The following is a 24797-nucleotide window of genomic DNA, read 5'->3' as shown; positions in this document are numbered from 1 at the left end:
TACCCGAGAGTCGACCGGGTGAGCTACGCCTGGATGCCGACCAAAAGCGTCATTTCGCCATAGCGTTGAGTGACCAGTGACGCGGTTCTCAGGGTGGATGCCCGATCTGGTCACGCTGAGGAGTGTCACCATGCCGTATCCGTGCTCCTGTTCGACTTCGGCCACCGGTCGGTGGCCTCGGATGGGGGTGCGGTCCGCGTCCGGTCCGGCTCGTCGGAGCCGGCCGTTCGCGGTGAGCTGAGTGCGGCCAGTGCCTCGCTGCGGTCCGGCTGGGGCCGGGGCGCGGGAGCGTCGGTGGACACCGCGGCGTTGGTGCGCCCGGCGGCGGTCACCACCGCGGCCAGCCCGGTGGTCAGCGGAACGGCGGCGATCAGACCGAGGGTGGCGACCGCGCTGCGGACGATCTCCTGCGCGAGGAACTCGCTGGTGAGGATCTGCCCGATCGGCCGCGAGTCGGCGGTGAGCAGGAGCAGCAGGGGCAGTGACGCGCCCGCGTACGCCAGCACGATGGTGTTGACAGTGGAGGCGATGTGCGCGCGGCCGACCCGGGTGGCGGCCCGGTACAGCTGCAACCGGGTAAGTCCGGGGTTGGCGTTCGCCAGTTCGGTGACGGTGGCCGCCTGGGTGACCGTCACGTCGTCGAGCACCCCGAGCGATCCGATGATGATTCCGGCAAGCAGCAGACCGTGCAGGTCCACGTCGCCCTGGAACATCGACAGGGTGGTGGCGTCTTCGCTGCCGAAGCCGGTGAGGTGGGTCGCGGCCGTGGCGATGGTGGCGAGCACGCCGGTCAGCACCAGGCTGCCCAGGGTGCCGAGCACCGCGACCGAGGTCTGTGCGGTGACCCCGTGGGTCAGGTAGAGCACCACGAACATGATCAGGGCCGCGCCGACCACCGCCACCAGCAGCGGTGACCTGCCGGCGCTGATGCCCGGCAGCACGAAGGTGAGCAGGATGGCGAAGCTGGCGGCCAGCCCGGCGAGCGCGGCCAGACCTCGCCACCGACCGAACGCGACGATCGCGGCCGCGAAGATCACCGCCAGCCACACCATCGGGGTGCCGCGTTGGTGCTCGGCGATGTTCCAGTTGCTGGTGGTGGGATCGGTCGGGTCGGCCAGCTCGACCAGGATGACCTCGTCGCCGACCTCGACCCGGGGTGCGCCGGGTCCGTCGGGCACCGGTGTCCGTACCTGCTGGCCGGCGGTCGGCCCGTCGTCCACCCGGACGTCGACAGTGCCGCACCGCCCGTCGCCGACCCTCGGTGTGCCCTCGGGGACCGACGGCACCGACGGGCACGGCTCGCTCACCACCCGGGTGACAGTGCCTGGGTAGCGCGGCACGTCCGCACCACCGTCGGTCTGCGGTGACCCGCCACGCGGCCAGAGCAGCACCGCGGCCAGCACTGTGGCGACGAAGAGGGGTACCACAGTCACGACGAGGATCCGTCGCACCCGTGGTGGGGCGGACGGAGCACTGTGAGTGTGGTCGGAACCCAAAGCGAGACTCCCAACGATCCGGTGCGGGATACGGGTCAGCGGGCCGGGCGGTTCACCGTTGCGGTGGAAACGCGGCGGACGGCGGGGCGGATCGCTGCCTGACGACCGCTTGATCACGGACGGTCAGTGCTCGGCCCGGTCGGCCGGGGGCGACGCCACGACGCGGCGGCGCCGGTGCCGGACTGTGCAGCGGCATTCGGAGGGCCATCGTGGGAGATGCTAGTCAGCCCTCCCCGGGGTTGCAGGTCGTGGCGGAGTGTCGGGCGGCCGAACCGCTCGCGTGGCGGTCTCCGGGGCGGCATGTTGGAGCCATGCCCGCTTCGTCACCGCCCGATCCTGACCGACCGCGACGCGCCGAGGTCTTCGCCGAGATGCTGCCGGCGGAGAAGGGCGACCGGGTGGCCGAGCTCCAGCGGCGGCTACAACGTGGTGGCGCTCAACGCGCAGGTGCTGCGCCGGGTCCGTCTCGACCCCGCGCCGGACTGAGCGCGGTCAGCCGCGCTTCATGAGCCGGCCGACCGCCGCCATCATCTCGGTGGCCATCTCGTCGGCCCGACCTTCGGCGGCGCCCTCGTGCATGCAGTGCCGGGCGTGCCCGTCGAGCAGCCCGAGGGCCACCTTGTCGAGGGCGGCCTGGATCGCGGAGATCTGGGTGAGCACGTCGATGCAGTAGCGGTCGTCGTCGACCATCTTCTCGATGCCCCGGACCTGCCCCTCGACGCGGCGGAGCCGCGCGAGCAGCTGGTCCTTGCTGGCGGTGTATCCGCGGATCGGAGTGGGTGCGGTCATGTCGACAAGGATAGCGTACCCCCAGGGGGTATGGTACGGTCGGTTCTGTTGAGATACCCCCACCGGGTACCGGTACCGCAAAGGAGACGATCCAATGGTCAACACGACGTACCAGGTCCAGGGCATGACCTGTGGGCACTGCGTCAGCGCGGTGAGCGCCGAGGTCGGCGCCATCGCGGGCGTGCGTGACGTCCAGGTCGACCTCGCGGCCGGCCGGGTCACCGTCAGCAGCGATCAGCCGCTGGACACCGCGGTTGTCCGAGCCGCAGTCGACGAGGCCGGCTACGACCTCGTCGACGCGTGATCGGCGGGCCGGCGTGCGTACCGTGACGAGACTGGCCGGGTTCGCCGTGGGCCTCGCGGCGGTCTTCGGCGCGACGTACGGGGTCGGCCGGGTGGTCGACCGCGCCCCGGTGGTCGAGGGCCGGCACGACGGCGATGCCGCCCATGCGACGGGTGAGCACGACGAGACGGCCAATCGGCTCCCCGGCGGGCTGCTCGTCTCCGAGCGCGGCTACACCATCGAACCGGTCACCGCCCCGGCCGGCGAGTTCGCCTTCCGGATCGCCGGACCGGACGGCCGCCCGGTCACCCGGTACGACGTGGCGCACGACAAGCAGATGCACCTGATCGTCGCCCGTCGGGACCTCTCCGGCTTCCGTCACGTCCACCCGGAGCTGGCCCCTGACGGCACCTGGCGGGTCGACACCCCGCTGGCCGGCCCCGGGCAGTGGCGGGCGTTCGCCGACTTCACCCCGACCGGGGGTGAGCCGCTGACCCTCGGCGTGGACGTGACCGTCCCCGGCGAGTTGACCGAACGGCCGTTGCCCGCCCCCGCGACCAGCACCACCGTCGACGGCTACACGGTCACGCTCACCGGTACGCCGCAGCCCGGCCGCACGTCGTCGCTGACCCTGACCGTCAGCCGGGACGGGCAGCCGGTCACCGACCTGGAGCCCTACCTGGGCGCGTACGGGCACCTGGTGGCACTACGTCGGGGTGATCTGGCGTACCTGCACGTGCACCCGGACGGAACGCCCGGCGATGGGCGCACCCGGCCCGGTCCGGCCGTCACCTTCCTCGCGGAGGTGCCCTCGGCCGGCAGCTACCGGCTCTACCTCGACTTCCAACACGGCGGGCGCGTGCACACCGCCGAATTCACAGTGGTCGCCGGCGCCGCCCCGACCGGAGACGTCCCCACTCCGAGCGGACCCGCACCGACCGGCGGGACCGACCACGGCACTCCCGGGCACGGACACAACTGACGGGACCAGACGATGACCACCACCAGCAGACCGCTACCTGAGGCGCCGAACCGGATCGAACTGGCGATCGGCGGGATGACCTGCGCCGCGTGCGCCGCCCGGATCGAGAAGAAGCTCAACCGGATGGACGGGGTGAGCGCCACCGTCAACTACGCCACCGAGAAGGCCACTGTCCGGTACGCCGACGGCGTCACGCCGGACGACCTGATCGGGACCGTGCAGAAGACCGGTTACACGGCGGCGCTGCCGGCCCCGCCCAGCGCGGAACCCCCGGTGGACCCGTTGCGGGGACCGCGTACCCGGCTCTGGGTGTCGGTGGCCCTGAGCGTGCCGGTGGTCCTGCTGGCCATGGTCCCGGCCTGGCAGTTCGACTACTGGCAATGGTTGTCGCTGACCCTGGCCGCCCCGGTGGTGGTCTGGGGTGGGCTGCCGTTCCACCGGGCCGCCTGGACCAACCTGCGACACGGCGCGGCCACCATGGACACCCTGGTGTCCCTCGGCACCCTGGCCGCGTTCGGCTGGTCGCTCTGGGCGCTCTTCCTGGGTGATGCGGGAATGCCCGGCATGACGCACCCGTTCCGCTTCGACATCACCCGGACCGACGGCGCCGGCAACATCTACCTGGAGGCGGCCGCCGGGGTCACCGTGTTCATCCTGGCCGGTCGCTACTTCGAGGCCCGGTCCAAGCGGACTGCCGGCGCCGCCCTGCGCGCCCTGCTCGACCTCGGCGCCAAGGACGTGACGGTGCTGCGTGACGGCGTGGAGACCCTGATCCCCGTGGACCGGCTCGCCGTCGGTGACCGGTTCGTGGTCCGCCCCGGGGAGAAGATCGCCACCGACGGAGTGGTCGACGAGGGCACTTCCGCTGTCGACGCCAGCATGCTCACCGGTGAGTCGGTGCCGGTCGAGGTCGCCCCCGGTGACGGCGTGGTCGGCGCCACGATCAACGCGGGCGGGCGGCTGATCGTCACCGCCACCCGGGTCGGCGCGGACACCCAGCTCTCCCGGATGGCCGACCTGGTGGAGCAGGCGCAGAGCGGCAAGGCGGCCGTGCAGCGGCTGGCGGACCGGATCTCCGGGGTCTTCGTGCCGATCGTCATCACCCTCGCCATCGGCACGCTCGGCTGGTGGCTCGGCACCGGGGCCGGCCCGACCGCCGCGTTCACCGCCGCCGTGGCCGTGCTGATCATCGCCTGTCCGTGCGCGCTCGGCCTGGCCACCCCGACGGCGCTGCTGGTCGGCACCGGTCGGGGCGCCCAGCTCGGCGTGCTGATCAAGGGCCCGGAGGTGCTGGAGTCGACCCGCCGGGTGGACACCGTGGTCCTCGACAAGACCGGCACCGTGACGACCGGCCGGATGACCCTGGTGGACGCGGTGCCGGCAAGCGGTGTGGACCGGGCCGAGCTGCTCCGGCTCGCCGGGGCGGTGGAGGCCGCCTCCGAGCACCCGATCGCCCGTGCGGTCGCGGCCGCTGCCACCGACGCGGGCGCGCTGCCCCCGGTGACCGCCTTCGGCAACCTCGAAGGGCTGGGGGTGACCGGCATTGTCGACGGGCGGGCCGTGCTGGTCGGCCGGGTTCGGCTGCTGCGCGAGCGCGAGATCGACGTGCCGCCGGAGGTCGAGTGGGCCGTGCGCGACGCGGAGGCCGCCGGCCGTACGGCGATCGTCGCCGGCTGGGACGGACAGGCCCGGGGGGTGCTCACGGTCGCCGACGTGGTCCGGCCGACCAGCCGGGCGGCGGTGGCTCGGCTGCGCGGGCTGGGGCTGACCCCGGTCCTGCTGACCGGGGACAACCCCACAGTGGCTCGCGCGGTCGCCGCCGAGGTGGGCGTCGACGAGGTGATCGCCGAGGTGCTGCCGGCCGGAAAGGTCGACGTGATCAAGCGGCTCCAGGCCGAGGGGCGGTCGGTGGCGATGGTCGGTGACGGGGTCAACGACGCCCCGGCGCTGGCCCAGGCCGACCTGGGGCTGGCCATGGGCACCGGCGCCGACGTGGCGATCGAGGCGGCCGACCTCACCCTCGTCCGGGGCGACCTGGACGCGGCGGTGGACGCCATCCGGTTGTCCCGACGCACGCTCGGCATCATCCGGGGCAACCTGTTCTGGGCGTTCGGCTACAACGTGGCGGCCCTGCCGTTGGCCGCCGCCGGGCTGCTCAACCCGATGATCGCCGGCGCCACGATGGCGCTGTCCTCGGTCTTCGTGGTGGCCAACAGCCTGCGGCTGCGTCGGTTCCGTTCGGCCGCTGCCGATCTGTGACGACGGTAATGGTTGGGTCGGTGACGACCGGGGTACCTCTGTGGTTGTACGACGCTTGCAATGCTTGCAATGGAGGTTGGCAATGGGTATCGACGACAAGATCAACAACGCCACCGAGGACACGACCGGCAAGCTGAAGGAAGGCGCCGGTCGGGCCACCGACAACGAGCAGTTGGAGGCGGAGGGTCGCGCTGACCAGTCCACCGCCAAGCTCAAGCAGGCGGGCGAGAAGATCAAGGACGCCTTCAAGAGCTGACGTACGACGTAACCCGCACGCCGGGCCGGTGATCATCACCGGCCCGGCGTGCTGTGTGTCCGGCCTCTTTCGTCGACCCTGAGATCCCCCTGATTCCGCTTTCGTCCCGCACCGCAATGCGCCGGTACCTGCTAACTTTCCTTGGCATGTGCAAGGGCTGGTTATGAGCACCGCCTCACCGCCGACCGGCGACGACCTGGTCCGGGTCCTGGCCACCCTGGCCAACCCGCACCGGCTGCGGGTCGTCGCCGCGTTGGCCCGCGAGCGTGCGTACGTCAGCGGGCTGGCCCGGCAACTGGGCATCAGCCGAGCGCTGTTGCAGGTCCACCTACGGAAGCTGGCGGCGGCCGGGCTGGTCACCGCCCGCCTGGAGTTGTCGGAGGACGGGAAGGCCATGAACTACTACGAGGTGGAGCCGTTCGTGCTCACACTCACCCCCGGGGTCATCGCGGCCGCGGTCGAGACGCTGACAGCGCCCGACTCGGGCGAGCAGCCGGGAGCACAGCGATGAGCGAGCACGACTGGACCGAGGTGGTCGGCGCGATCGGCATCTTCGCCTTCCTGATCAGTGTGGTCACGGTGACCGTCGTACAGCTCGCCAAGACCCGGCGGGCCCGGTACGAGGCGGACCGGGCGGACGACTACCGCCGGCTCGCCGAGACGGCAGCTCAGGCCCAGGCGGAGAACGCCCGACTGCTCGCGGCGATGGACGGTCGGCTGGGCGGGATGGAGACCCGGATGACCACGCTCGAACGCGTCCTGCGCGAGGTCGACTGACCCGGCGGACGAGAGCGGCCCCGGGCCGTCGAGCGGCTACTCGACGGCCCGGGTGGAAGCAGCATCGCCTCGCCCAGTGGGCGAGTTTCACCGGCAACGCTCCTTCGAGGAGAGGACAGCACCTCATGCTGCGCGTACGCAAATCCGCCGTCGGCTGGGCGGTCGCCCTGGCCCTGACGGCCGCCGGCCTGACCCCGGCGAGCCCGGCCGTCGCCCGACCACAGCCCGTTCCGACGATCGACTGGCGGCCCTGCGCCGCGGACACCAGCGCCGAGTGCGGAACCCTGTCGCTGCCGGTGGACTGGAACCGTCCCCGGGGTGAGCGCTTCGACCTGTCGCTGGCCCGCCGGGTCGCCGACCCGGCCACCCGGGAAGGTGCGCTGGTCTTCGGCCCCGGAGGACCGGGCGACAGCGGGGTCGACCGGGTGGTCAACGGCAGCTCCCGGTTCAGCGCCGACCTGCGTGCCCGGTTCGACATCGTCAGCTTCGACCCACGCGGCACCGGCGGCAGCCGCCCGGTGGTCTGCGCCCGGGAGCTGCTCGCGCGGCAACCACAGCTGATCGCCGATCAGGCCCAGTTCGACGCCGTGCTGGCCAACAACGCGCTGCTGCGCGCCGACTGCCGGGCCCGTACCGGAGCGCTCTACGACCACGTGGACACCACCAGCGCCGCCCGCGACCTGGACGCGGTCCGCGCCGCGCTCGGCGAACGGCAGTTGACCTTCCACGGCAGCTCGTACGGCACCCTGCTCGGGCAGCGGTACGCCGAGCTGTACCCCGACCGGGTCCGGGCCATGGTGCTGGAGGCCACGATGGACCACAGCGTCGGCACCCGGGCCTTCCTGGACAGCCAGGCCGTCACCGCGGAGGGAGCGTTCGACGAGTTCCTTGCCTGGTGCGCGCGCTCGGCCGACTGCGTCCTGCACAGTCGCGACGTCCGGGCGATCTGGGCCGGGCTGCACGCTCGGGCCGAGCGTGGTTCGCTGACCGACCCGGACCGGGCCGGGGCCGCGCTCGCCCCGTTCGAGCTGAGCCGCCTCGCCCACAAGAAGCTCTACGACACGTGGCGGTGGCCAGGGCTGGCCGAGTGGATCGTCCGGCTGGAGGGCACCGCCATCACGCCGAGCGCCCCCGCCCTGGCGGACGAGGCCGTGGCTCCGTACCCCTTCGCGGTTTTCTGTCAGGACTGGAGCCTGCCGGTCCGCGACTACAGCGAGTACGTCGGACATCTGCGCCGGGCGGCCCGGCTCGCGCCGGACCTGCGCTACCCGCCGGCGCTGTTCGCCCTGGTCACCTGCCTGGGCACCCCGACGCCGGTGGCCAACCCGCAGCATCGGCTACGGGTCCACACCGACGTGCCGCTGCTGCTCGCCGCCACAGTGCACGACCCGGCCACGGGCTACGACTGGGCGCGCAACGTGGCGCGACAGTTGGGCCGGCACGGCGCGGTACTCACCTACCAGGGGTGGGGGCACGGCAGCTACAGCAGCAGCCCGTGCGTGCAACGAGCCGTCGACTCGTACCTGATCGGTCAGGTGGTGCCCGCCCGGGGCGCCAGCTGCCCGGCCGTCGAACCCGAGGTGTGACCGCCACTGCCGGCCGCCGGGACGCCCGGCGGTCGGCAGCGGTGTGCTCAGGGGCGTCGGGTGGCGCGTACGACCACGTCGTACAGCGGGACCTCCCGGCCCGGCATCGTGCGGCGGTGCTCCTCGGCGGTGACGATCTCCCAGGTGCTGCTGTCCAGGCCGGCGGTGATGTCCGCGAGGGTCACCGATGCCTCGTCGGGCGGGTGGTGCCCGTGTCCGTGGCCGTGTCCGTGCCCCTGTTCGCCTGCCTCCGAGGTGTGCAGGTGCCCGACGATCAGGAGGGTGCCGCCGGGCGCCACCCAACCGGCGATGCGGTCGTAGAAGGCCAACTGCGGCATCGCGGGGTGCGCGTAATGCGTCGTGACCAGGTCGAACCGGGTGTCCGGGGCCCAGGCCGTCAGGTCCGCCTCCACCCACCGCACGCGTTCGGAGACCCCGCTCTGCGTCGCGCGTTCGGCGGCCCGAGCGAGGGCAACGGGGGCGATGTCGACGGCGGTGACCTGCCAGCCGTGGGCGGCGAGCGAGATCGCCTCGGCGCCCGCGCCGCACCCGGCGTCCAGCGCCGAGCCCGGCACCAGAGCGCCGATCTCCCGGGCCAGGTAAGGGTGCGCGGGACTCGTGCTCATCGCGCCGGGACGGTCGTGCTGCGCCTGGTGCCAGTGCCGTTCCCAGTAGTCCTTGTCGAACTCGTGCTGCTCGGTCATCTGTGCCTGCTCCTTCGCGCGTCGGCCACGACTGTGACCGGCGACCGGGCGATGCGCAAAGATTGTTGCCAGAACGGCAAGACGACGTGGGTCACCCCTGCCCGGCCAGCCGGGCTGCCCGTACCTCCAGGTAGCGCTGCTCGGGCCGGCTCGTGGTGCCCCGCGCCGCCATCAGGTATGCCTCCCGCGCCGCACCGACCTCCCCGGCCAGCTCCAACAGGTGAGCCCGGACGGCGGCCAGCCGGTGGTGCCCGGCCGTGCGTTCGTCGGCGTCCAACGGCGTGAGCAGAGCGAGCCCGGCCTGGGGCCCGTCGACCATGGCCACCGCCACCGCCTGGTTGAGGGTGACCATCGGGTTCGGCGCGATCCGGGCCAGCAGTCGGTAGAGCGCGACGATCTGCCGCCAGTCCGTCTCGGCCGCCGTCGACGCCTCGGCGTGCACCGCGGCGATCGCCGCCTGGAGCTGGTACGGGCCGGGCGGCGACCAGGTCAGCGCCTCGGTGATCAGAGCGACGCCCTCCGCGATGGCGACGGCGTCCCACCGGGAACGGTCCTGCTCGGCCAGCGGGACCAACTCTCCGTCGGGTCCCACCCGGGCCGCCCGGTGCGCGTCGGTCAGCAGCATCAGCGCCAGCAGCCCGGCCACCTCGCCGTCGTCGGGCAGCAGCCCGCGCAGGATGCGGGCCAACCGGATCGCCTCGCCGGTCAGCTCGGCCCGGCGCAGGTCCGGGCCACTGGACGCGGTGTAGCCCTCGTTGAAGATCAGGTAGAGCACCCGCAGCACCGTTGTAAGCCGCTCGCCCCGCTCGGCCGGCCCGGGCATGGTGAACCTTGCGCCGGCAGCCTCGATCCGCTGCTTGGCCCGCCGGATCCGTTGACTCATCGTCGCCTCGGGCAGCAGGTGCGCCCGGGCGATCTGGGCGGTGCTGAGACCGCCGACCGCCCGCAGCGTGAGCGCCACCTGCGCCGATCCGGGCAGCGCCGGGTGGCAGCAGAGGAACAGCAGCGTGAGGGTGTCGTCGTCGGCCGGAACGGCGGGCTCCGCGTCCGCCGCGGGCGCCACCCCGGCGTACGCCGGCTCGCGTCGCGCCACCGCCACCTCGCGGTCCCGGCGCGCACTTTCGCTGCGCCACTCGTCGGTGAGCCGGCGGGTGGCCACGGTGAGCAACCAGGCGCGCGGGTTGTCCGGTACGCCCTGCCCGGGCCACTGCGTCGCGGCGGCGAGCAGCGCCTCCTGGACCGCGTCCTCGCACCTGTCGAACTGTCCATGCCGACGGACCAGCAGGCCGAGGACCTGCGGCGCGAACGTGCGCAGCAGATCCTCGACCGTCCGGTCCTCGGTCACATCTCCGTCCCGGCCTCGTCCATGATCGGGCGGACCTCCATCGCGCCGCCGTACCGGACGTCCGGCCAGCGGGCGGCGATCTCGGCAGCCCGTTGCGGGGTGTCGCAGTCGACGGCGAGGTAACCGGCGAACTGCTCCTTGCTCTCCATGAACGGGCCGTCGAGGACGTCGGGACTGCCGTCCACGAGCCGGACCGTCAACGTCTGCGACGGATTGGCCAACGCCTGGCCGCCGATCAGCTCGCCGGTCTCGGTCAGCTCCTTCATGATCTCGTCGACCTCACCGAAGAGGGCGGTGCGATCCTGCTCGCTCAGCTCCTCGGTGAAGCCGGGCCGGTTCCAGATCAGCAGCATGTACTTCACGGCGATGCTCCTCAGGCTCTGGTCGCACCCCGATCGGGGCGCGACTCACCGGAGGGTCGGAGCCGTTCCCCCGATCCCTACCGCGTACCGAAGAAAATCGCAGAAACATCAGCCGGGGGCGTTCCCACGCCGGACGGTTCAGCGCGGATCGGGTCGGCCGGGCACCTGTCGGGGCTTCCGGGCGCCGCCGACGTCCAGCGAAGCCCGGTCGGCGGCCGAGGTGCCGGACGACCAGCCCTCGGCGTCGCGCACGCTGAGCCGGTGCCGGGTGACGCCGGGAAAGAGCGTGTCCAACCGCTCCCGGACCGCCTCGCCCCGCGCCGCGAGCACCGGCAACAGCCGTTCCGCCCCGGCCGTCTCGGCCGCCGCCTGGTCCGCCGCGTTGGTCGCCGCGTCGGTTGCCGCCCGCAGCCGCTCGCCGATCCGCAGCGCGAACGCGTTGAGGAAGGACTCGTCCCAGACCTTCGTCCGTCGCCCCGACCCCGGCCGGCGCTCGGCACGCCCACGCAGCATCGCCGCTGTGGCCTGGACCAGCAGCGACGTGTAGAGCAACTCCACCGCCACCAGATCGGCCGGCCAGCCCAGCACTGTGGCGAAGCCCAGATCGTCGGACCAGACCGCCTCGCACCGGTTAGCCGCCGCCACCTCCTGCACCAGCAGCGCCTTCGCGCCCGCGTACGGGGCGTCGGTGCTCAGGCGGACGCCGCCGGGCAGGTCCCCGCGCTCCGACCCGGCCGCCAGCAGCGCCTCGTCGATGCTGTGCCGGGCGATCAGCTCCTGGGCCTTCCCGGTCAACGCCTCCGCCTCCGCCGGGAAGGTGGTCGACTCGGCCTTCGCCAGGAGCGCCCGTACCCGATCCAGCATCGGTGACCCGCTGCGAGCCGTGCCCGCCGTGCGGGGCAGTGCCGCGCCGCTCGTGCCCGGCGGTGGGCGCAGCACCGCGATCGGCGGCAGGCTCTCCACCAGCGCTAGAGTGTCCACGGCCGCGCGGAGCGCGTCGGCCCGGTCCAGACCCTCCCGGCTGGCCCAGCCGGCCAACACGCTGCCGTCGGCACCGCCCTCGGTGGCCACCAGGTCGCGTAGCTGGTCGTCCCACCAGGCCGGGACCGGCTCGGCCTGGTCGCGCCGCTGGGCGCCCATCGCGGCACGGACCAGCCGGGCCGCGCGGGCGTCGAGCCGTCGACTGGTGATCCGGTCCACGTCGACCGGCTGCCAGCCGCGCGGCCACAGCCGGCCCAGGCCGCGGACCAGGCGACGCAGCAGAGCGGCGTCCACCGCCGTGGTGCCGTCCGCGGCGCCGGTGCCGACCATCAGTTGGTCCAGCTGCCGTTCGGCCTGCCGTACGTCAGTGCCGCGCACCGCCGCGAGCGCGTTGGCGACGAGTTCGTCCGCGTCCGGCACGGGCACCTCCTTCTCGGGATCTGGCTGTCGCTGCCCCTCCAGGCTCCATGATCATGCCGTCAGTGGCCCGGGAGTCACGAAACGGGGATGTGCCACCGGCCCAGTGGGCCTTCCCGCCGCTCTGGCCCGGCATGTTTCATGCGGTTCGGGGTATTTCCGACCCGATAGCTGACTGCGAGGTGTGTGGTGGTCGATTCGAGCCTGTCGAGGCCCCGTTCCGTCGACGTTCGTTCCTCCACCCTCGTCGGCGTCCTGATCGGCATCGCGATCATGGCTGCGGTGGACGAGATCGTCTTCCACCAACTCCTCGCGTGGCACCACTTCTACGACCGGTCCACCCCAACGGTGGCGCTGCTCTCCGACGGACTGCTGCACGCCGCCGAGCTGATCATCCTGGTCGGCGGGTTCTTCTGGTTCGCCGACCTGCGTCGACGACGTGCCCTGTCGAACCGGCTGGCCTGGGGTGGCTTCCTGCTCGGTGCCGGAGGGTTCCAGGTCTTCGACGGGGTGGTCGATCACAAGGTGCTCCGGCTGCACCAGATCCGCTACGGCGTACACCTGCTGCCGTACGACGTGCTGTGGATCGCGTCCGGGGCGGTGCTGCTGTTGGCCGGCGCCGGGGTGGTGCGGTGGGCCCGGTCCCGGCGGCCCGACTCCGGCCCCCGATGACAGTGGCCGGGCCGCTGGCGCACGCTGGGCACGGTGCGGCCGGGCCAAGCTGGTTCCCGCTGTTCCCGGTCGCGTTGTTGGCGGTCGGCTACGTGCTGGCCGCCGTCCGCGACCCACGGGGCTGGGACCACCGACGCACCGCCTCCTGGCTGGTCGGCTGCGCCCTGCTGGCGGTCGCCGTCGGGCCGCTGGCCCAACTCCCCGACAACCCGAGCGGGCACATGGCGCAGCACCTGCTGCTCGGCATGCTGGCCCCGCTGGGGCTGGTCCTCGCCGCCCCGGTGACGCTGCTGCTGCGGATCGCGCCGCCGCCGGTACGCCGAGCGGTCGGCCGGCTGCTGCGCGCCCGCCCGCTGCACCTGCTCGCCCACCCGTTCACCGCCACGCTGCTGACCACCGGCGGGTTGGCGTTGGTGCTGCTCACCCCGCTGTACGCGGCGGCCGAACGGCAACCCGTCCTGCACCACGCCGTGCACCTGCACTACCTGGCCGCCGGCTACCTCTTCGCCTGGTCGTTGGCCGGGCCGGACCCGGCACCGCGTCGCCCCGGACTGGCGGTACGGGTCGGCGCGTTACTGGCCGCGTCGGCCGGCCACGCCGTGCTGGCCAAGTACCTGTACGCCAAGGCCGAAACCCTCCCGCCCGGCCTCACCGACCGGGACCCGGATGCGTTCCGCTCGGCCGCCCAACTCATGTACTACGGCGGCGACCTGGCCGAACTGCTCCTGGCAGCAGCCCTCTTCGCGGCCTGGTACCACTCCCGCCGCCCCCGACCCCGCCCGTCCCCACCCCCGCCCCCATCCCCGTCCCCATCCCCACCCCCGTTGATCAAGAAGTTTGCGTCACCGGAAGGCGGTTCCTTGACGCAAACCTCTTGATCAGCTCGGAGACGGGGTGGACAGTGCTGCGGCGAGTCGGCGGAAGAACGAGCGGAGCTCGTCCTCACTGTGGTGCGTCTCAGCCTGGTCGTTCAGCGGGCCCGAAGAGCGCAGCGCCTGGTCCAGCGCGTCCCGCGTCGCAGCCCGGTCTCCCGGGTAGTGCCCGGCGGTCACCCCGTTGACGACCCGGGTCACCACCGAGTCGTCGAGCACCCGGTCAAACTGGATCCCGTACAGGACCCCGTTGACGTGGCCCTTCCAACTGTCCGTACCCATGCTCATCGACTCCCCAAGAAGTTCGGCGCCGTCCCAGGTGCCGCGAAAGTGCCTGTGGAACGGCTCAGCCGCCGACCGCCGGGATCACCGCCAGTTGGTGACGATCTCCTCGACCGGTAGGACGTCCTGCTCCGGGTCTGGTGCCGGGGTTGGCCGCGCGGTCGGGGTGCGGTCGAAGCGGGGTGCGGGGGCCGGCTGGATCTCGCCGCCCACCTCGACGAACGTGCCCCGGGCCGCGTTGTGCGGGTGCGCGTGCGCCTCGCCGGGGGCGAGCACCGGCGCGACGCAGGCGTCCAGGTGGGCGAAGACCGCCGTCCACTCGTCCCGGGTGCGCTCGGCGAACCGCTCGGTGAACCGGCGGCGCAGTTCGTCCCAGCCGCTCGGGTCGTACTGGGCGGGCAGGTCCGGGTCGTCGGCGAGGCCGAGGCCGGTGAGCAGTACGGCGTAGAAGGCCGGTTCCATCGCGCCGACCGCCATGAATCCACCGTCGGCGGTGGCGTACGTGTCGTAGAACGGCGCCCCGCCGTCGAACATGTTGCGCCCGCGCGGGGCGGCCCACAGGCCGGTGCCGAGCAGCCCGTGCAGGAACGAGGTGAGCAGCGCCGAGCCGTCCACCATCGCGGCGTCGACCACCTGGCCGAAGCCGGAGCGCTCCCGCTCCAGCAGCGCGGCCAGCACCCCGACGGCGAGCAGCATCCCGCCGCCGCCGAAGTCGCCGAGCAGGTTCATCGGCGCGTACGGGCGCTCGCCGGCCCGTCCCAGCGGCTCCAACGCCCCGGCCACCGCGATGTAGTCGATGTCGTGCCCGGCTCGGGCTGCCAGCGGGCCGTCCTGACCCCAGCCGGTCATCCGCGCGTACACCAGTCGGGGGTTGCGGGCGTGGCACACCTCCGGCCCGAAGCCGAGCCGCTCGGCCACCCCCGGCCGGTACGCCTCGACCAGCACGTCCGCCCGCTCGGCGAGGCGCAGCAGGTCCGCCACCCCGGCCGGTGACTTCAGGTCCAGCGCGGTGACCCGCCGGCCGCGTTGCAACGGCCCGCTGGTCGGTGCGGCAAGCCGGCCCGCTCCCGGTGCGCCCGGCCGGTCCACCCGCACCACGTCCGCGCCGAGGTCGGCGAGCACCATGCAGCCGAAAGGCGCCGGCGCGAGGCTGGCCAGTTCGACGACCCGTACCCCGGTCAGCGGCCCGCCGCGCGCCGCCGTCACGCGACGCCCGCCGGCTCGGCCCGATGGGCGGCGAGCCGGTCGGCCAGGTCGGTGGGGGGCCTGAACCGGTCGCCGTAGCGGCCGGCCAACTCGGTGGCACGGGCCGCGAAGCCGGCCGGGCCGCCCGCGTACTGCCGGACGTAGCGGATCACCCCGCCCGTCCACGCCGGGAATCCGATGCCGAAGATCGAGCCGATGTTGGCGTCGGTCTCGGTGCGCAGCACCCCCTCGTCGAGGCAGCGAAGCGCGTCCAGTGCCTCGGCGAAGAGCATCCGCTCCTGGAGGTCGGTGAACGGCACCGCCCGACCAGCGTCGGTGGTCAGGTCGGCGAGGCCGGACCACAGCCGGCCCCGGGTGCCGTCGTCGTAGGAGTAGAAACCTCGTGCGGCGGCGCGCCCCGGCCGGTCGTACGCGTCGACCAGCTCGTCCACCAGGCGGTGCGCCGGCAGCGGGCGGAACTCCTCGCTGGCCGCCTCGAACTGGCGGCGAATCCGCTGGATCAGCGTGAGACTGACCTCGTCGGCCAGCGCCAGCGGCCCGGTCGGGTAGCCGGCCTGGAGTGCGGCCTGCTCCACCGATGCGGCGGGGACACCCTCGGCGACCATGCCGACCGCCTCGTCGATGAACTTGCCGATCACCCGGCTGGTGAAGAAGCCCCGGCCGTCGTTGACCACGATCGGGGTCTTGCCGATCCGCCGGCCCAGGTCGAACGCCCGGGCCAGCGCCACGTCCCCGGTCCGTTCGCCCACCACGATCTCCAGCAACGGCATCCGGTCCACCGGAGAGAAGAAGTGCATGCCGATGAAGTCCGCCGGCCGGTCCACGCCGGCGGCCAGGCCGGTGATCGGCAGGGTGGAGGTGTTGGAGGCGAGCAGCGCGTCGGGCGCCAGGACGGGCAGCACCTCCGCGAAGACCTGCTGTTTCAGCGCCGGGTCCTCGAAGACCGCCTCGATGACCGCGTCGCAGCCGGCCAGCGCGTCGGCCTGGTCGGTGGTGGTGATCCGGTCCAGGACGGCGCGGGCGTCCGCCTCGGTCTTGCGACCCTTGCGTACCGCGCGGGCCAGCAACCGCTCGGCGTGCTCCCGGGCCCGGCCGGCGGCCTCCGGCGTGACGTCCTTGACCACGACGTCCAGCCCGGCGCTGGCGCAGGCGTACGCGATGCCCGCGCCCATCATTCCGGCCCCGAGCACCGCCACCCGGCGTACCGGTGGGGCGTCCACATCGGCGGGTCGGGCAGCGCCACCGTTGACGGCCTTCAGGTCGAAGAAGAACGCCCCGATCATGTTCTTGGCGACCTGCCCGGTGAGCAGGCCGATCAGGTGCCGGGTCTCCACGGTCAGGGCGGTCTCCAGGTCGACCTGTGCGCCCTCGACGGCGGCGGCCAGGATCGCCTCCGGCGCGGGTAGCCGGGCACCCTTGAGCTGCTTGCGCAGCGTCGCCGGGAAGGCGGGCAGTTGTGCGGCCAGTGAGCGGCTGGCCGGGGTGCCGCCGGGCATCCGATAGTCCGGCCGGTCCCACGGCTGTGCCGGGTGCGGGTTCGCCGCGATCCAGGCCCGCGCCCGCTCCAGCAGCTCGGTGGGCGTGGCGACCACCTCGTCGACCAGCCCGACGGACAGCGCCTCGGTCGGACGCATCCGCCGGCCGGTGAGCAGCACTGTGGTCAGCGCGCCGGCCAGGCCGAGCATCCGTACTGTCCGGGTGACGCCGCCCGCCCCAGGCAGCAGGCCCAGGGTCACCTCGGGCAGTCCGAGCCGGCTGCCGGGCGCGTCCAGCGCGATCCGGTGGTGGCAGGCGAGCGCGATCTCCAGGCCACCGCCGAGCGCGGAGCCGTTGACCGCGGCGACCACCGGTCGGCCCAGCGTCTCCAGGCGGCGCAGGTCCCGCTTGATGGTGCCGAGCAGGTCGGCCAGGTCGGGCGCGTCGGCGCGGGTGGCCCGGATCATCTCGGGCAGGTCGCCGCCGGCGAAGAAGGTCGACTTCGCGCTGGTCACGATGACGCCGACGAGATCGCTCTCGGCCTCCAGCCGGTCCAGCACGGCGCTCATCGAGGCGGCGTACGCCCGGTTCATGGTGTTGGCGGACTGGGTGGGGTCGTCCAGGGTGAGCGTGACGATGCCGTCGGCGCCGCGGTCGTACCGGATGGTGTTGGTCATTGTCGTCCTCCGGGTCAGCAGCGCTCGAGAACGGTGGCGACGCCCATGCCGCCGCCGATGCAGAGGGTCACCACGGCGCGGCGCAGGTCGCGGCGCTCCAACTCGTCCAACGCCGTACCGAGCAGCATCGCTCCGGTCGCGCCGAGCGGATGGCCGAGCGCGATCGCGCCACCGTTGACGTTCACCCGGTCCGGGTCGAGGCCCAGGTCACGGACGTACTTGAGCACCACCGCGGCGAACGCCTCGTTGATCTCGAACAGGTCGATGTCGTCGAGGGTCAGCCCGGCGGCGGCGAGCGCCTTGTGGGTGGCCGGGATCGGGCCGGTCAACATCAGCGTCGGGTCGGCGCCGGTGACCGCCGCGCCGACGATCCGGGCGCGCGGGGTGAGGCCGAGATCCCGACCAACCTGCTCCGAACCGATCAGCACCAGCGCCGCGCCGTCCACGATGCCGGACGAGTTGCCCGCGTGGTGGACGTGCTCGATGGCCTCCAGCCAGTGGAACTTCTGCAACGCGACAGCGTCGAAGCCGGCCGCCTCGCCCATCGTGGCGAAGGACGGGGTGAGCTTCGCCAGCGCCTCCCGGGTGGTCTCCGGGCGCGGGTGCTCGTCGACGGTGAGGATGTCCAACCCGTTGCCGTCGCGGACCGGCACCACCGAGCGGGCGAAGTACCCGCCGGCCCACGCCTTGGCGGCCCGCTCCTGCGACCGCAGCGCGTAGCCGTCCACGTCGTCGCGGGTGAAGCCCTCCAGGGTGGCGATCAGGTCGGCGCTGACGCCCTGCGGCACGAACGACGTGGCCAGCGCGGTCTGCGGATCGGTGGCCCAGGCCGCGCCGTCGGAGCCCATCGGCACCCGGGACATCGACTCCACCCCGCCGGCGAGCAGCAGATGCTCCCAGCCGGAGCGGATCCGCGCGGCGGCGGAGTTGACCGCCTCCAACCCGGAGGCGCAGAACCGGTTGAGCTGCACCCCGCCCACCTGGTCGGGCAGGCCGGCCAACAGCGCGGCCGCCCGGGGCAGGTCGCCGCCCTGCTCGCCGACCGGGGTCACGATGCCGAGCAGCAGATCCTCCAGCCGGCCGACGTCCAGGCCGGGGTTGCGCTCCCGCAACGCGTCGATCAGGCCGACCACCAGGGAGATGGGCTTGACCCCGTGCAGCGCGCCGGTGTCCCGGCCGCGTCCGCGCGGGGTGCGGACCGCGTCATAGACGTACGCCTCAGAGAGCACGGGCGATCAACTCCTTCATGATCTCGTTGGTGCCGCCGTAGATCTTCTGGACGCGGGCATCTGCGTACATCCGGGCGATCGGGTACTCCGTCGTGTAGCCGTAGCCGCCGAAGAGCTGAAGGCACCGGTCGACGACCTCGCACTGCCCGTCGGTGAGCCATGACTTCGCCATCGCCGCGGTGGCGACGTCCAGGTCGCCACGCGTGTGTCGGACGATGCAGTCGTCCAGGAAGACGCGGCTGACCCGGGTGCGGGTGGCGCACTCGGCGAGCACCATCCGGGTGTTCTGGTGACCCATCAGGGTCTTGCCGAAGGCGGTGCGCTCCTTGGCGTACGCGACGGTCAGCGCGACCGCCCGTTCCATGGCCGCGACCGCGCCGACGCCGATGACCAGCCGTTCCTGCGGAAGCTGCTGCATGAGCTGGATGAAGCCCAGCCCCTCGGCGCCGCCGAGCAGGTTCGCCGCCGGCACCCGGAACTCGTCGAAGAACAACTCCGCGGTGTCGTTGGCGTGCAGGCCGATCTTGGACAGCAGTCGGCCTCGGCGGAAGCCCTCCGGGTCGCCGCCCACCTCGCAGATCAGAAGCGAGACGCCGGCCGCTCGCTGCTCGGGGTCGGTCTTCACGGCCACGATGATCAGATCGGCCAGGCCGCCGTTGGTGATGAACGTCTTCGCGCCGGTCACCAGGTAGTCATCGCCGTCGCGGACCGCCCGGGTGCGCATCGCCTGAAGATCGGAGCCACCGTCCGGCTCGGTCATCGCGATCGCGCCGACCAGCTCACCACTGCACAGGCCGGGCAGCCAGCGCCGCTTCTGCTCCTCGCTGCCGTACGCCACCAGGTAGCCCGTGACGATGCCACTGTGGACGGCCAGGCCGAGGCTGCCCTCCCCGGCGTACGCCTGCTCGTGCAGCAGCACCGCCTCGTGGGTGAATCCGCCGCCCCCACCGCCGTACTCCTCCGGGACCGACAGGCCGAGCAGCCCCAGCTCACCGGCGCGCCGGTAGTGCTCGCGGTCCGGGTGGCCCTGCTCCTGAAGGCGGTCGGCGTGCGGCAACACCTCCTTGGTGAAGAAGGTGCGGGCCAGCTCGGCCAGGTCGTCATGCTCCGGCTCGCGCCAGGGTGAGGGGGAGCCGTCGGGCGGGGGGGTCGGCATGTGCACCACCCTCGCGCGCTGTTGGCAGCATGTCAATAAGTCGTGATCAGCGGACGGGCGCAGGCCATCGGGACGTCCGCGAAGAGGCAGGCTGAGCGAGAAGTGGGAAGTCACTGCCGATGCTGGACGAGGTGGCGGTGCAAGATCGTGCTCGAACCAGGATGTAGTGGCCTCAGGAGCGCACCGATGCCACTACATCCCGGATGTAGCGCGATCTTGGCGAATTGACGCCGCGTGAGTGGCTCACAGGCAGCTCTGACTACTGCTGAGCGATCAAGTGATCATGGTGAGGAACGGCGGCCGACCGGTGAGCTGTCGATAGGGTCGGGCAGATGAGTGTCGAGACGGCTCCGCGCCGCCGCCGTTTGGAGCCGGACGCCCGGCGTGGGCAGATCCTGGCCTGCGCGGTCCGGCTGTTCGGGGAGCGCCCGTACGCGGACGTGTCGACCACCGACGTCGCCCGCGAGGCAGGTGTCGCTCGCGGCCTGGTCAACCACTACTTCGGTGCGAAGAAGGACCTTTACCTGGAGGTCGTCCGGGTCATGGTGACCATCCCCGAGGTTGCCCTGGAGCGGCTGCCCAAGGGTGATCTCCGGACCCGGGTCGACGCCAGCGTCACCTGGTTCCTCGACGTGGTTTCCCGGCACAGCACCTCGTGGCTGGCGGCGGTCACCGCCCGGGGGATGGGCGGCGACGCCGACGTGGAGCGGGTGCTCGCCGAGGCCGAGGAGGTCGCCGCGGACCGCATGCTGGTCGCCGTCGGGCTGGCCGGCGAGGCCGAGCACCGCGAGGAGTTGCGCGGGATGGTCCGGGCGTACGGGGGTCTGGCCACGTCGACCGCCCGCGAATGGCTCCAGCGTGGCGCCCTGACCCGCGCCCAGGTGCACCTGCTGCTCACCACGACCCTGCTGACCATCGTCGAGCAGGTCATCCCGCAGGTCCTCGCCGTGCACGGTTCGACCCGGCCGGCGCAACCGGCTGAGCCTCCGGCGTAGCGGCTGAGCCTCCGGCGTAGCGGCTGGGCCTCCGGCGGTGTGCCGCAGGCCACGGGCGCGATGATCGCAGTGAAATAGGCATAGTGGCTATGGTTATTTCAGCGGTCGGCGGGTACCCACCGGCCACATACGGGCGATCGCGCCACCGAGGAGGAGACATGACCACATCTGCCCTGTCCTACGAGGTCTTCGTCTCGGACGGTCCGGTGCGAGCGGGTGACCAGCGCATGCCGGACGGGTCGCGGATCCACTGGAATCCGGTCTCGTCCACGTTGATCTACGGAGCCGAGGAGGCGCTCCTCGTGGATCCACCGTTCACCCACGAGCAGATCTCGAAGGTGGGCGATTGGATCGACCGGTCGGGTAAGCGGCTGACGTACATCTACGCCACCCACGGGCATGGCGACCACTGGTTCGGCGCGGGTGAGCTGGTGAAGCGCTTCCCCGGCTCGGTCACCTACGCGACGCCCGGCACCATCGAGGTCATGCACCAGCAGGCCACCGTCGGGCGGAGTGAGTTGTTCGATCGGGTCTTCCCCGGCGTCATCCCGGAATCGCCGGTCGACGCGGTGCCCGTGCCGACTGAGGGGTTCCTGCTCGAGGGCAATCTCATCCAGCCCGTCGAGACCGGACACACCGACACTGATCAGACCACCGTCCTGCACGTCCCGTCGATCGGCCTGGTGGTCGCCGGTGACGTGGTCTACAACGGGGTTCACCAGTACATCGTGGAGACGGTCGACGGGGGCCTGCGGCAGTGGCTCGACGCCCTCGACCGCGTCGAAGCGCTCGCGCCCCGCGCGGTCGTCGCCGGCCACAAGAACCGGAACCGCCCCGACGACCCGGCGAGCATCGACCTGACCCGGAAGTACCTGCTGAACGTGGAGCGGCTGCTGGCCGAGAAGTCGACCGCCCGCGAGTTCTTCGACGAGATGGTGCGGCTCTACCCGGACTGGGTGAATCCGGGACCGGCCTGGTACGGGGCGCTCGCCCTGCTCGGGAAGTGACCTGATGACGCCCTCCGTGCCCGAACCCATCACAGGTGCGGTGGCCGGGCCGTGGATGGCCACCGCGAGGTACGGCATCGACCCTGCTCCGGGCGGCCTCGGGCTCGTCCAGGATCTGCTCAACACGATCTCGGCCGGCGCGCCACGGCAGCCGGACCTCCTGGACGATCTGGACAGCGCTACCGAGTGGGTACGGCTGGCCGTCGGGCAGTGGTCGACGGCCACCGGGCGTCCGGCGCCCGACGTCGCGCTCGACGCCGCAGGGCTCCGGGTGCTACGGACCTTTCGCGAGGAGTTGCTGAACGAGATCGATGCCAGGCGCCACGCCACGCCCGGCCCCGGGCAACCCGTCGGGGCGTCGGACCGGGTTCCGACCGGATCTCGTACCACCGGTGCGACGCTCCGGCTCGATTCAGACGGATCCGTCCACCTCGACCCGGCCGGGGTCGGCGCCGATCTGCTGGTCTCGCTCGTCCTCGCCGCGCTGTTCGAGGCGCAGCTCGCCGACGTCGGGCGGCGGATCAAGACCTGCCGCAACCCCCGCTGCCGAGTGGCGTTCTACGACCGTTCGCGCAACAACAGCGGAGTCTGGCACTCCGTACGCGCCTGTGGGCACCCGACCAACCTGCGCGCCCACCGGGCGCGGCAGCGGCAGGTGGACTGACTCAGACGATCAGGCGGCCCGGCGTTCGTCGGCCTCGCCGGTGCGGGTGGATCGACCGGCATGCGCCGCCGGGGCGGCGTACCGGTCGGCGGCCTGCGCCGGATAGGACTCGGGGCGTACCACCCGCAGCGGCCGGTCCACCTCGTCGGCGCCGAACCGCCAGCGCGACGGTGTCGGCTGGCGCTGTGGTGCCGGGCCACCGGGGCGCAGCCCTGGCCGGGACAGCAGCACGGTGATCAGGTAGCCGACCACCAGGAAGCCGTGGCTGATCAGCCGTTCCCCGCCCACCGAACCGGTGGCCAGGTCGTTGACCGACAGCAGCAGCAACGTGCCGACGAACGCGCTGAGCATCGGCAGCAGCCCGGCGGGCGGGCTGCGGCGCAGCGCCACGAAGAGGAAGCCCGCGCCCACTGCCACGTTCCACGCCGCCGACTCGTGCCACAGGTGCTGGCCGGTGGGGTGCAGGTGGTCGGCGGTCGCGCCCCGGCCCACCTGGGCCAGGCCGAGCACCAGTTGCACCGCGCCGAGCAGCCCGAGCGCCGACCGCAGGCCGGCGACGAGCGGGCCACGTCCGAACGCCGCGCGCAACCCGGCGGTGAGCCGGCCCCGTCCGGGCACCTTCCGCAGGCCGGCGACCAGCGGGCCACGTCCGTCCGAACGCCGCCACCGCGACCGGCGGGCCGGGGCCGCGCTGGCGGCGGCAAGGATCGCCGCCGTCCGATCGGGCACCTCAACCACCAATCGGGTACGAACCCGACGGGTCACCGCCGCCGCCGCCGTGAACCAGGCCCGGCACTCGGCGCACCCGTCCAGGTGCCCCTGCACCGCCGTCAGTTCGGCGGCGGTCTCCTCCCCGTCCAGCTGCGCGGACAGGACCTCCCGCCACTGCTCACAACCCATGTATCGGTAGTCGCTCCGGCAGCCGCTCCGGTTCCCGGCGACCGTGACTGGTTGTGGAATACTCGCCGGATCATGACGCGTTACGGCCTGCTGATCCTGCCCGCCACCAACCGGGTGTACGCCCGCGCCGCCGTCGACCTCACCCGAGCCGAGCTGGAGATCTTCGGCCGCTCGGCGCTGGACGGTCGGATCGGCGAGCTGGACACCGAGGTTGTCGGAGGGGCGTCCTACATCACGTTCACCGGCGACGGGCTGACCGAGCGTGACCTGGCCGTCCTGGGCAACCTCTCCGCCGGGTACGCGTTGTTCGAGATCGTCGGTGAGCTGTTGCGGCCGATCGAGTGGAGTCGTCTGGACCGCTACGACGACGACCTGCTCACCATCCAGAAGTACCCGGGCAAGACCAATGAGCAGTTCACCAAGCTGCTGCTCAACGTCACCCTGCTCGCCTCGGACTGGGCCACCGAGATGACCAGCCGCCGGTTCCGGGTGCTCGACCCGCTCTGTGGTCGGGGCACCACCCTCAACCAGGCGCTGATGTACGGCTTCGACGCCGCCGGGATCGAGCGCGACCAGAAGGACGTCGAGGCGTACCGGGCGTTCATCACCACCTGGCTGAAGCAGAAGCGCGTCAAGCACCGGGTGCTGGAGTCGGGGCCGGTGCGGCGGGAGCGCAAGGTGGTCGGCCGGCGGGTGCGGATCGAGTTGGCGCCGACCCGCGAGGAGCACAAGGCCGGCCAGACACAGTTGCTGGACGTGGTCAACGCCGACACCGCGCGCTCGGCGGAGTTCTTCCGCCCGGAGACCGTGGACCTGGTCGTCGCCGACGCGCCGTACGGCGTGCAGCACGGCAGTCGTACCGCTGGGCAGGGGTTGGCCCGCGACCCGCTGGCGTTGCTCGCGGACGCCGCGCCGGTCTGGGCCCGGTTGTTGCGCCCCGGCGGTGCGCTCGGGATCTCCTGGAACACCCACGTCGCCAGTCGGGACGACGCGGCGGCGGCGTTGACCGACGCCGGCCTGACCGTGGTCGACGCCGAGCCCTACCGCGCGCTGCGGCACCGGGTGGACCAGTCGATCATGCGAGACGTACTGGTGGCCCGCCGCCCGGCCTGAAGGGCCCCGCCCCGCCGCCCCGCCGCGCCATGAGCCACCCATTCGGGTCGCGCATGGTCTCTCTCGCGCGCATTCCCCTTTGCTCTGCACCCGCGGAGGCACCAGCTACGGACCGTGAGTGTCGCCTCGGCGGGTGCAGAGCAAAGGGCGGGCAACCGGGGTTGGCCTCGCCGGGACCACCGAGGGTCTGTGCCGCATTTCACCTGTTCAGTGCACAGGTGTGAAAACCACGTCAAGAAAAGGTTCGCCGCCGTCATGGTCGCGTTATGACCCCTGCTGTCCGGCGGGTGGTGGGGCTTTGATTGCCCGGC

Annotated in this window: 25 protein-coding genes; 13 read left to right on the top strand and 12 right to left on the bottom strand. The window is 72.3% G+C overall.

From position 1 onward, the window contains the following. Window positions 1-125 precede the first annotated feature (125 nt). A complete protein-coding gene (locus GA0070561_RS04165; protein WP_091395147.1) occupies window positions 126-1496 on the bottom strand; it encodes a YibE/F family protein in 1371 nt (456 codons plus the stop codon). 492 nt (window positions 1497-1988) lie between these two features. Beyond that, a complete protein-coding gene (locus GA0070561_RS04160; protein WP_030329541.1) occupies window positions 1989-2285 on the bottom strand; it encodes a metal-sensitive transcriptional regulator in 297 nt (98 codons plus the stop codon). Window positions 2286-2379: 94 nt separating this feature from the next. Here GA0070561_RS04160 and GA0070561_RS04155 point away from each other — a divergent pair, with 94 nt between their 5' ends. The 7 genes from GA0070561_RS04155 to GA0070561_RS04125 all read left to right on the top strand — a co-directional run bounded on the left by GA0070561_RS04155 (window position 2380) and on the right by GA0070561_RS04125 (window position 8428). Beyond that, complete coding sequence (locus GA0070561_RS04155; RefSeq protein WP_091395144.1) at window positions 2380-2589, top strand: heavy-metal-associated domain-containing protein; 210 nt, start codon at window positions 2380-2382, stop codon at window positions 2587-2589. Between the two features lie 13 nt (window positions 2590-2602). Then, window positions 2603-3550 (top strand): hypothetical protein, encoded by a 948-nt coding sequence (locus GA0070561_RS04150; protein WP_091395140.1) that lies wholly within the window; start codon window positions 2603-2605, stop codon window positions 3548-3550. Between the two features lie 12 nt (window positions 3551-3562). Next, window positions 3563-5809: a heavy metal translocating P-type ATPase gene (locus GA0070561_RS04145; RefSeq protein WP_091395137.1), complete on the top strand. Its 2247-nt coding sequence runs from the start codon at window positions 3563-3565 to the stop codon at window positions 5807-5809. A gap of 82 nt (window positions 5810-5891) precedes the next feature. Further along, complete coding sequence (locus GA0070561_RS04140; protein WP_091395134.1) at window positions 5892-6065, top strand: CsbD family protein; 174 nt, start codon at window positions 5892-5894, stop codon at window positions 6063-6065. Window positions 6066-6228: 163 nt separating this feature from the next. Further along, window positions 6229-6576 carry an ArsR/SmtB family transcription factor gene (locus GA0070561_RS04135; RefSeq protein ID WP_091395131.1) on the top strand — a complete coding sequence of 116 codons (348 nt, stop codon included), beginning with the start codon at window positions 6229-6231 and terminating at the stop codon, window positions 6574-6576. Further along, window positions 6573-6842: a hypothetical protein gene (locus GA0070561_RS04130; protein WP_091395128.1), complete on the top strand. Its 270-nt coding sequence runs from the start codon at window positions 6573-6575 to the stop codon at window positions 6840-6842. The genes GA0070561_RS04135 and GA0070561_RS04130 overlap by 4 nt, the downstream gene beginning before the upstream one ends. A gap of 125 nt (window positions 6843-6967) precedes the next feature. After that, window positions 6968-8428, top strand: a complete 1461-nt coding sequence (locus GA0070561_RS04125; protein WP_091395125.1) for an alpha/beta hydrolase — start codon at window positions 6968-6970, stop codon at window positions 8426-8428. Between the two features lie 47 nt (window positions 8429-8475). Here the strand turns inward: GA0070561_RS04125 and GA0070561_RS04120 are convergent, their stop codons facing one another. From GA0070561_RS04120 to GA0070561_RS04105, 4 genes are all read right to left on the bottom strand, one after another. Further along, window positions 8476-9132, bottom strand: coding sequence for a class I SAM-dependent methyltransferase (locus GA0070561_RS04120; protein ID WP_091395122.1), 657 nt, complete (start codon window positions 9130-9132; stop codon window positions 8476-8478). A gap of 91 nt (window positions 9133-9223) precedes the next feature. Beyond that, window positions 9224-10477, bottom strand: coding sequence for an RNA polymerase sigma factor (locus GA0070561_RS04115; RefSeq protein WP_091395118.1), 1254 nt, complete (start codon window positions 10475-10477; stop codon window positions 9224-9226). Continuing rightward, entirely contained in the window at window positions 10474-10830 is a 357-nt protein-coding gene (locus GA0070561_RS04110) for a YciI family protein (protein ID WP_244166099.1), read from the bottom strand. The genes GA0070561_RS04115 and GA0070561_RS04110 overlap by 4 nt, the downstream gene beginning before the upstream one ends. A gap of 147 nt (window positions 10831-10977) precedes the next feature. Next, window positions 10978-12240, bottom strand: a complete 1263-nt coding sequence (locus tag GA0070561_RS04105) for a DUF2786 domain-containing protein (protein WP_091395111.1) — start codon at window positions 12238-12240, stop codon at window positions 10978-10980. Between the two features lie 186 nt (window positions 12241-12426). Here GA0070561_RS04105 and GA0070561_RS04100 point away from each other — a divergent pair, with 186 nt between their 5' ends. Continuing rightward, complete coding sequence (locus GA0070561_RS04100) at window positions 12427-12909, top strand: DUF2243 domain-containing protein (RefSeq protein ID WP_244166054.1); 483 nt, start codon at window positions 12427-12429, stop codon at window positions 12907-12909. Continuing rightward, entirely contained in the window at window positions 12870-13787 is a 918-nt protein-coding gene (locus tag GA0070561_RS04095) for a cytochrome c oxidase assembly protein (RefSeq protein WP_208603681.1), read from the top strand. The genes GA0070561_RS04100 and GA0070561_RS04095 overlap by 40 nt, the downstream gene beginning before the upstream one ends. Here GA0070561_RS04095 and GA0070561_RS04090 read toward each other — a convergent pair whose 3' ends face one another. From GA0070561_RS04090 to GA0070561_RS04070, 5 genes are all read right to left on the bottom strand, one after another. Continuing rightward, window positions 13788-14063 carry a hypothetical protein gene (locus GA0070561_RS04090; protein ID WP_091395108.1) on the bottom strand — a complete coding sequence of 92 codons (276 nt, stop codon included), beginning with the start codon at window positions 14061-14063 and terminating at the stop codon, window positions 13788-13790. 84 nt (window positions 14064-14147) lie between these two features. Then, entirely contained in the window at window positions 14148-15269 is a 1122-nt protein-coding gene (locus tag GA0070561_RS04085) for a CaiB/BaiF CoA transferase family protein (protein WP_091395104.1), read from the bottom strand. Further along, entirely contained in the window at window positions 15266-17422 is a 2157-nt protein-coding gene (locus GA0070561_RS04080) for a 3-hydroxyacyl-CoA dehydrogenase NAD-binding domain-containing protein (protein WP_091395100.1), read from the bottom strand. The genes GA0070561_RS04085 and GA0070561_RS04080 overlap by 4 nt, the downstream gene beginning before the upstream one ends. A gap of 14 nt (window positions 17423-17436) precedes the next feature. Continuing rightward, complete coding sequence (locus GA0070561_RS04075) at window positions 17437-18651, bottom strand: acetyl-CoA C-acetyltransferase (protein ID WP_091395097.1); 1215 nt, start codon at window positions 18649-18651, stop codon at window positions 17437-17439. Next, window positions 18641-19807 (bottom strand): acyl-CoA dehydrogenase family protein, encoded by a 1167-nt coding sequence (locus GA0070561_RS04070; protein WP_091395094.1) that lies wholly within the window; start codon window positions 19805-19807, stop codon window positions 18641-18643. Before GA0070561_RS04070 ends, GA0070561_RS04075 begins: the two co-directional genes overlap by 11 nt. A gap of 332 nt (window positions 19808-20139) precedes the next feature. Here GA0070561_RS04070 and GA0070561_RS04065 point away from each other — a divergent pair, with 332 nt between their 5' ends. The 3 genes from GA0070561_RS04065 to GA0070561_RS04055 all read left to right on the top strand — a co-directional run bounded on the left by GA0070561_RS04065 (window position 20140) and on the right by GA0070561_RS04055 (window position 22473). Then, a complete protein-coding gene (locus tag GA0070561_RS04065) occupies window positions 20140-20802 on the top strand; it encodes a TetR/AcrR family transcriptional regulator (RefSeq protein WP_091395091.1) in 663 nt (220 codons plus the stop codon). Window positions 20803-20960: 158 nt separating this feature from the next. Then, a complete protein-coding gene (locus GA0070561_RS04060) occupies window positions 20961-21809 on the top strand; it encodes an MBL fold metallo-hydrolase (protein ID WP_091395088.1) in 849 nt (282 codons plus the stop codon). A gap of 4 nt (window positions 21810-21813) precedes the next feature. Then, a complete protein-coding gene (locus tag GA0070561_RS04055) occupies window positions 21814-22473 on the top strand; it encodes a CGNR zinc finger domain-containing protein (protein ID WP_091395085.1) in 660 nt (219 codons plus the stop codon). 9 nt (window positions 22474-22482) lie between these two features. Here GA0070561_RS04055 and GA0070561_RS04050 read toward each other — a convergent pair whose 3' ends face one another. Then, complete coding sequence (locus GA0070561_RS04050; protein ID WP_091395082.1) at window positions 22483-23373, bottom strand: zf-HC2 domain-containing protein; 891 nt, start codon at window positions 23371-23373, stop codon at window positions 22483-22485. A gap of 72 nt (window positions 23374-23445) precedes the next feature. Between GA0070561_RS04050 and GA0070561_RS04045 the strand changes: the two genes are divergently transcribed. Continuing rightward, the gene (locus GA0070561_RS04045) at window positions 23446-24486 is read left to right on the top strand and encodes a TRM11 family SAM-dependent methyltransferase (protein ID WP_091395079.1); all 1041 of its coding nucleotides are present in this window, start codon (window positions 23446-23448) and stop codon (window positions 24484-24486) included. Window positions 24487-24797 lie beyond the last annotated feature (311 nt).

The organism is Micromonospora saelicesensis, from assembly GCF_900091575.1.
GTDB lineage: Bacteria > Actinomycetota > Actinomycetes > Mycobacteriales > Micromonosporaceae > Micromonospora > Micromonospora saelicesensis.
This window is presented reverse-complemented; position numbering and strand designations above follow the sequence as displayed.

Coding starts and splice junctions, on each gene's coding strand:
- GA0070561_RS04160 (WP_030329541.1), bottom strand. CDS start 2,285: ATGACCGCACCCACTCCGATCCGCGGATACACCGCCAGCAAGGACCAG.
- GA0070561_RS04155 (WP_091395144.1), top strand. CDS start 2,380: ATGGTCAACACGACGTACCAGGTCCAGGGCATGACCTGTGGGCACTGC.
- GA0070561_RS04145 (WP_091395137.1), top strand. CDS start 3,563: ATGACCACCACCAGCAGACCGCTACCTGAGGCGCCGAACCGGATCGAA.
- GA0070561_RS04140 (WP_091395134.1), top strand. CDS start 5,892: ATGGGTATCGACGACAAGATCAACAACGCCACCGAGGACACGACCGGC.
- GA0070561_RS04135 (WP_091395131.1), top strand. CDS start 6,229: ATGAGCACCGCCTCACCGCCGACCGGCGACGACCTGGTCCGGGTCCTG.
- GA0070561_RS04130 (WP_091395128.1), top strand. CDS start 6,573: ATGAGCGAGCACGACTGGACCGAGGTGGTCGGCGCGATCGGCATCTTC.
- GA0070561_RS04125 (WP_091395125.1), top strand. CDS start 6,968: ATGCTGCGCGTACGCAAATCCGCCGTCGGCTGGGCGGTCGCCCTGGCC.
- GA0070561_RS04120 (WP_091395122.1), bottom strand. CDS start 9,132: ATGACCGAGCAGCACGAGTTCGACAAGGACTACTGGGAACGGCACTGG.
- GA0070561_RS04110 (WP_244166099.1), bottom strand. CDS start 10,830: ATGCTGCTGATCTGGAACCGGCCCGGCTTCACCGAGGAGCTGAGCGAG.
- GA0070561_RS04090 (WP_091395108.1), bottom strand. CDS start 14,063: ATGGGTACGGACAGTTGGAAGGGCCACGTCAACGGGGTCCTGTACGGG.
- GA0070561_RS04080 (WP_091395100.1), bottom strand. CDS start 17,422: ATGACCAACACCATCCGGTACGACCGCGGCGCCGACGGCATCGTCACG.
- GA0070561_RS04070 (WP_091395094.1), bottom strand. CDS start 19,807: ATGCCGACCCCCCCGCCCGACGGCTCCCCCTCACCCTGGCGCGAGCCG.
- GA0070561_RS04065 (WP_091395091.1), top strand. CDS start 20,140: ATGAGTGTCGAGACGGCTCCGCGCCGCCGCCGTTTGGAGCCGGACGCC.
- GA0070561_RS04060 (WP_091395088.1), top strand. CDS start 20,961: ATGACCACATCTGCCCTGTCCTACGAGGTCTTCGTCTCGGACGGTCCG.
- GA0070561_RS04055 (WP_091395085.1), top strand. CDS start 21,814: ATGACGCCCTCCGTGCCCGAACCCATCACAGGTGCGGTGGCCGGGCCG.
- GA0070561_RS04050 (WP_091395082.1), bottom strand. CDS start 23,373: ATGGGTTGTGAGCAGTGGCGGGAGGTCCTGTCCGCGCAGCTGGACGGG.
- GA0070561_RS04045 (WP_091395079.1), top strand. CDS start 23,446: ATGACGCGTTACGGCCTGCTGATCCTGCCCGCCACCAACCGGGTGTAC.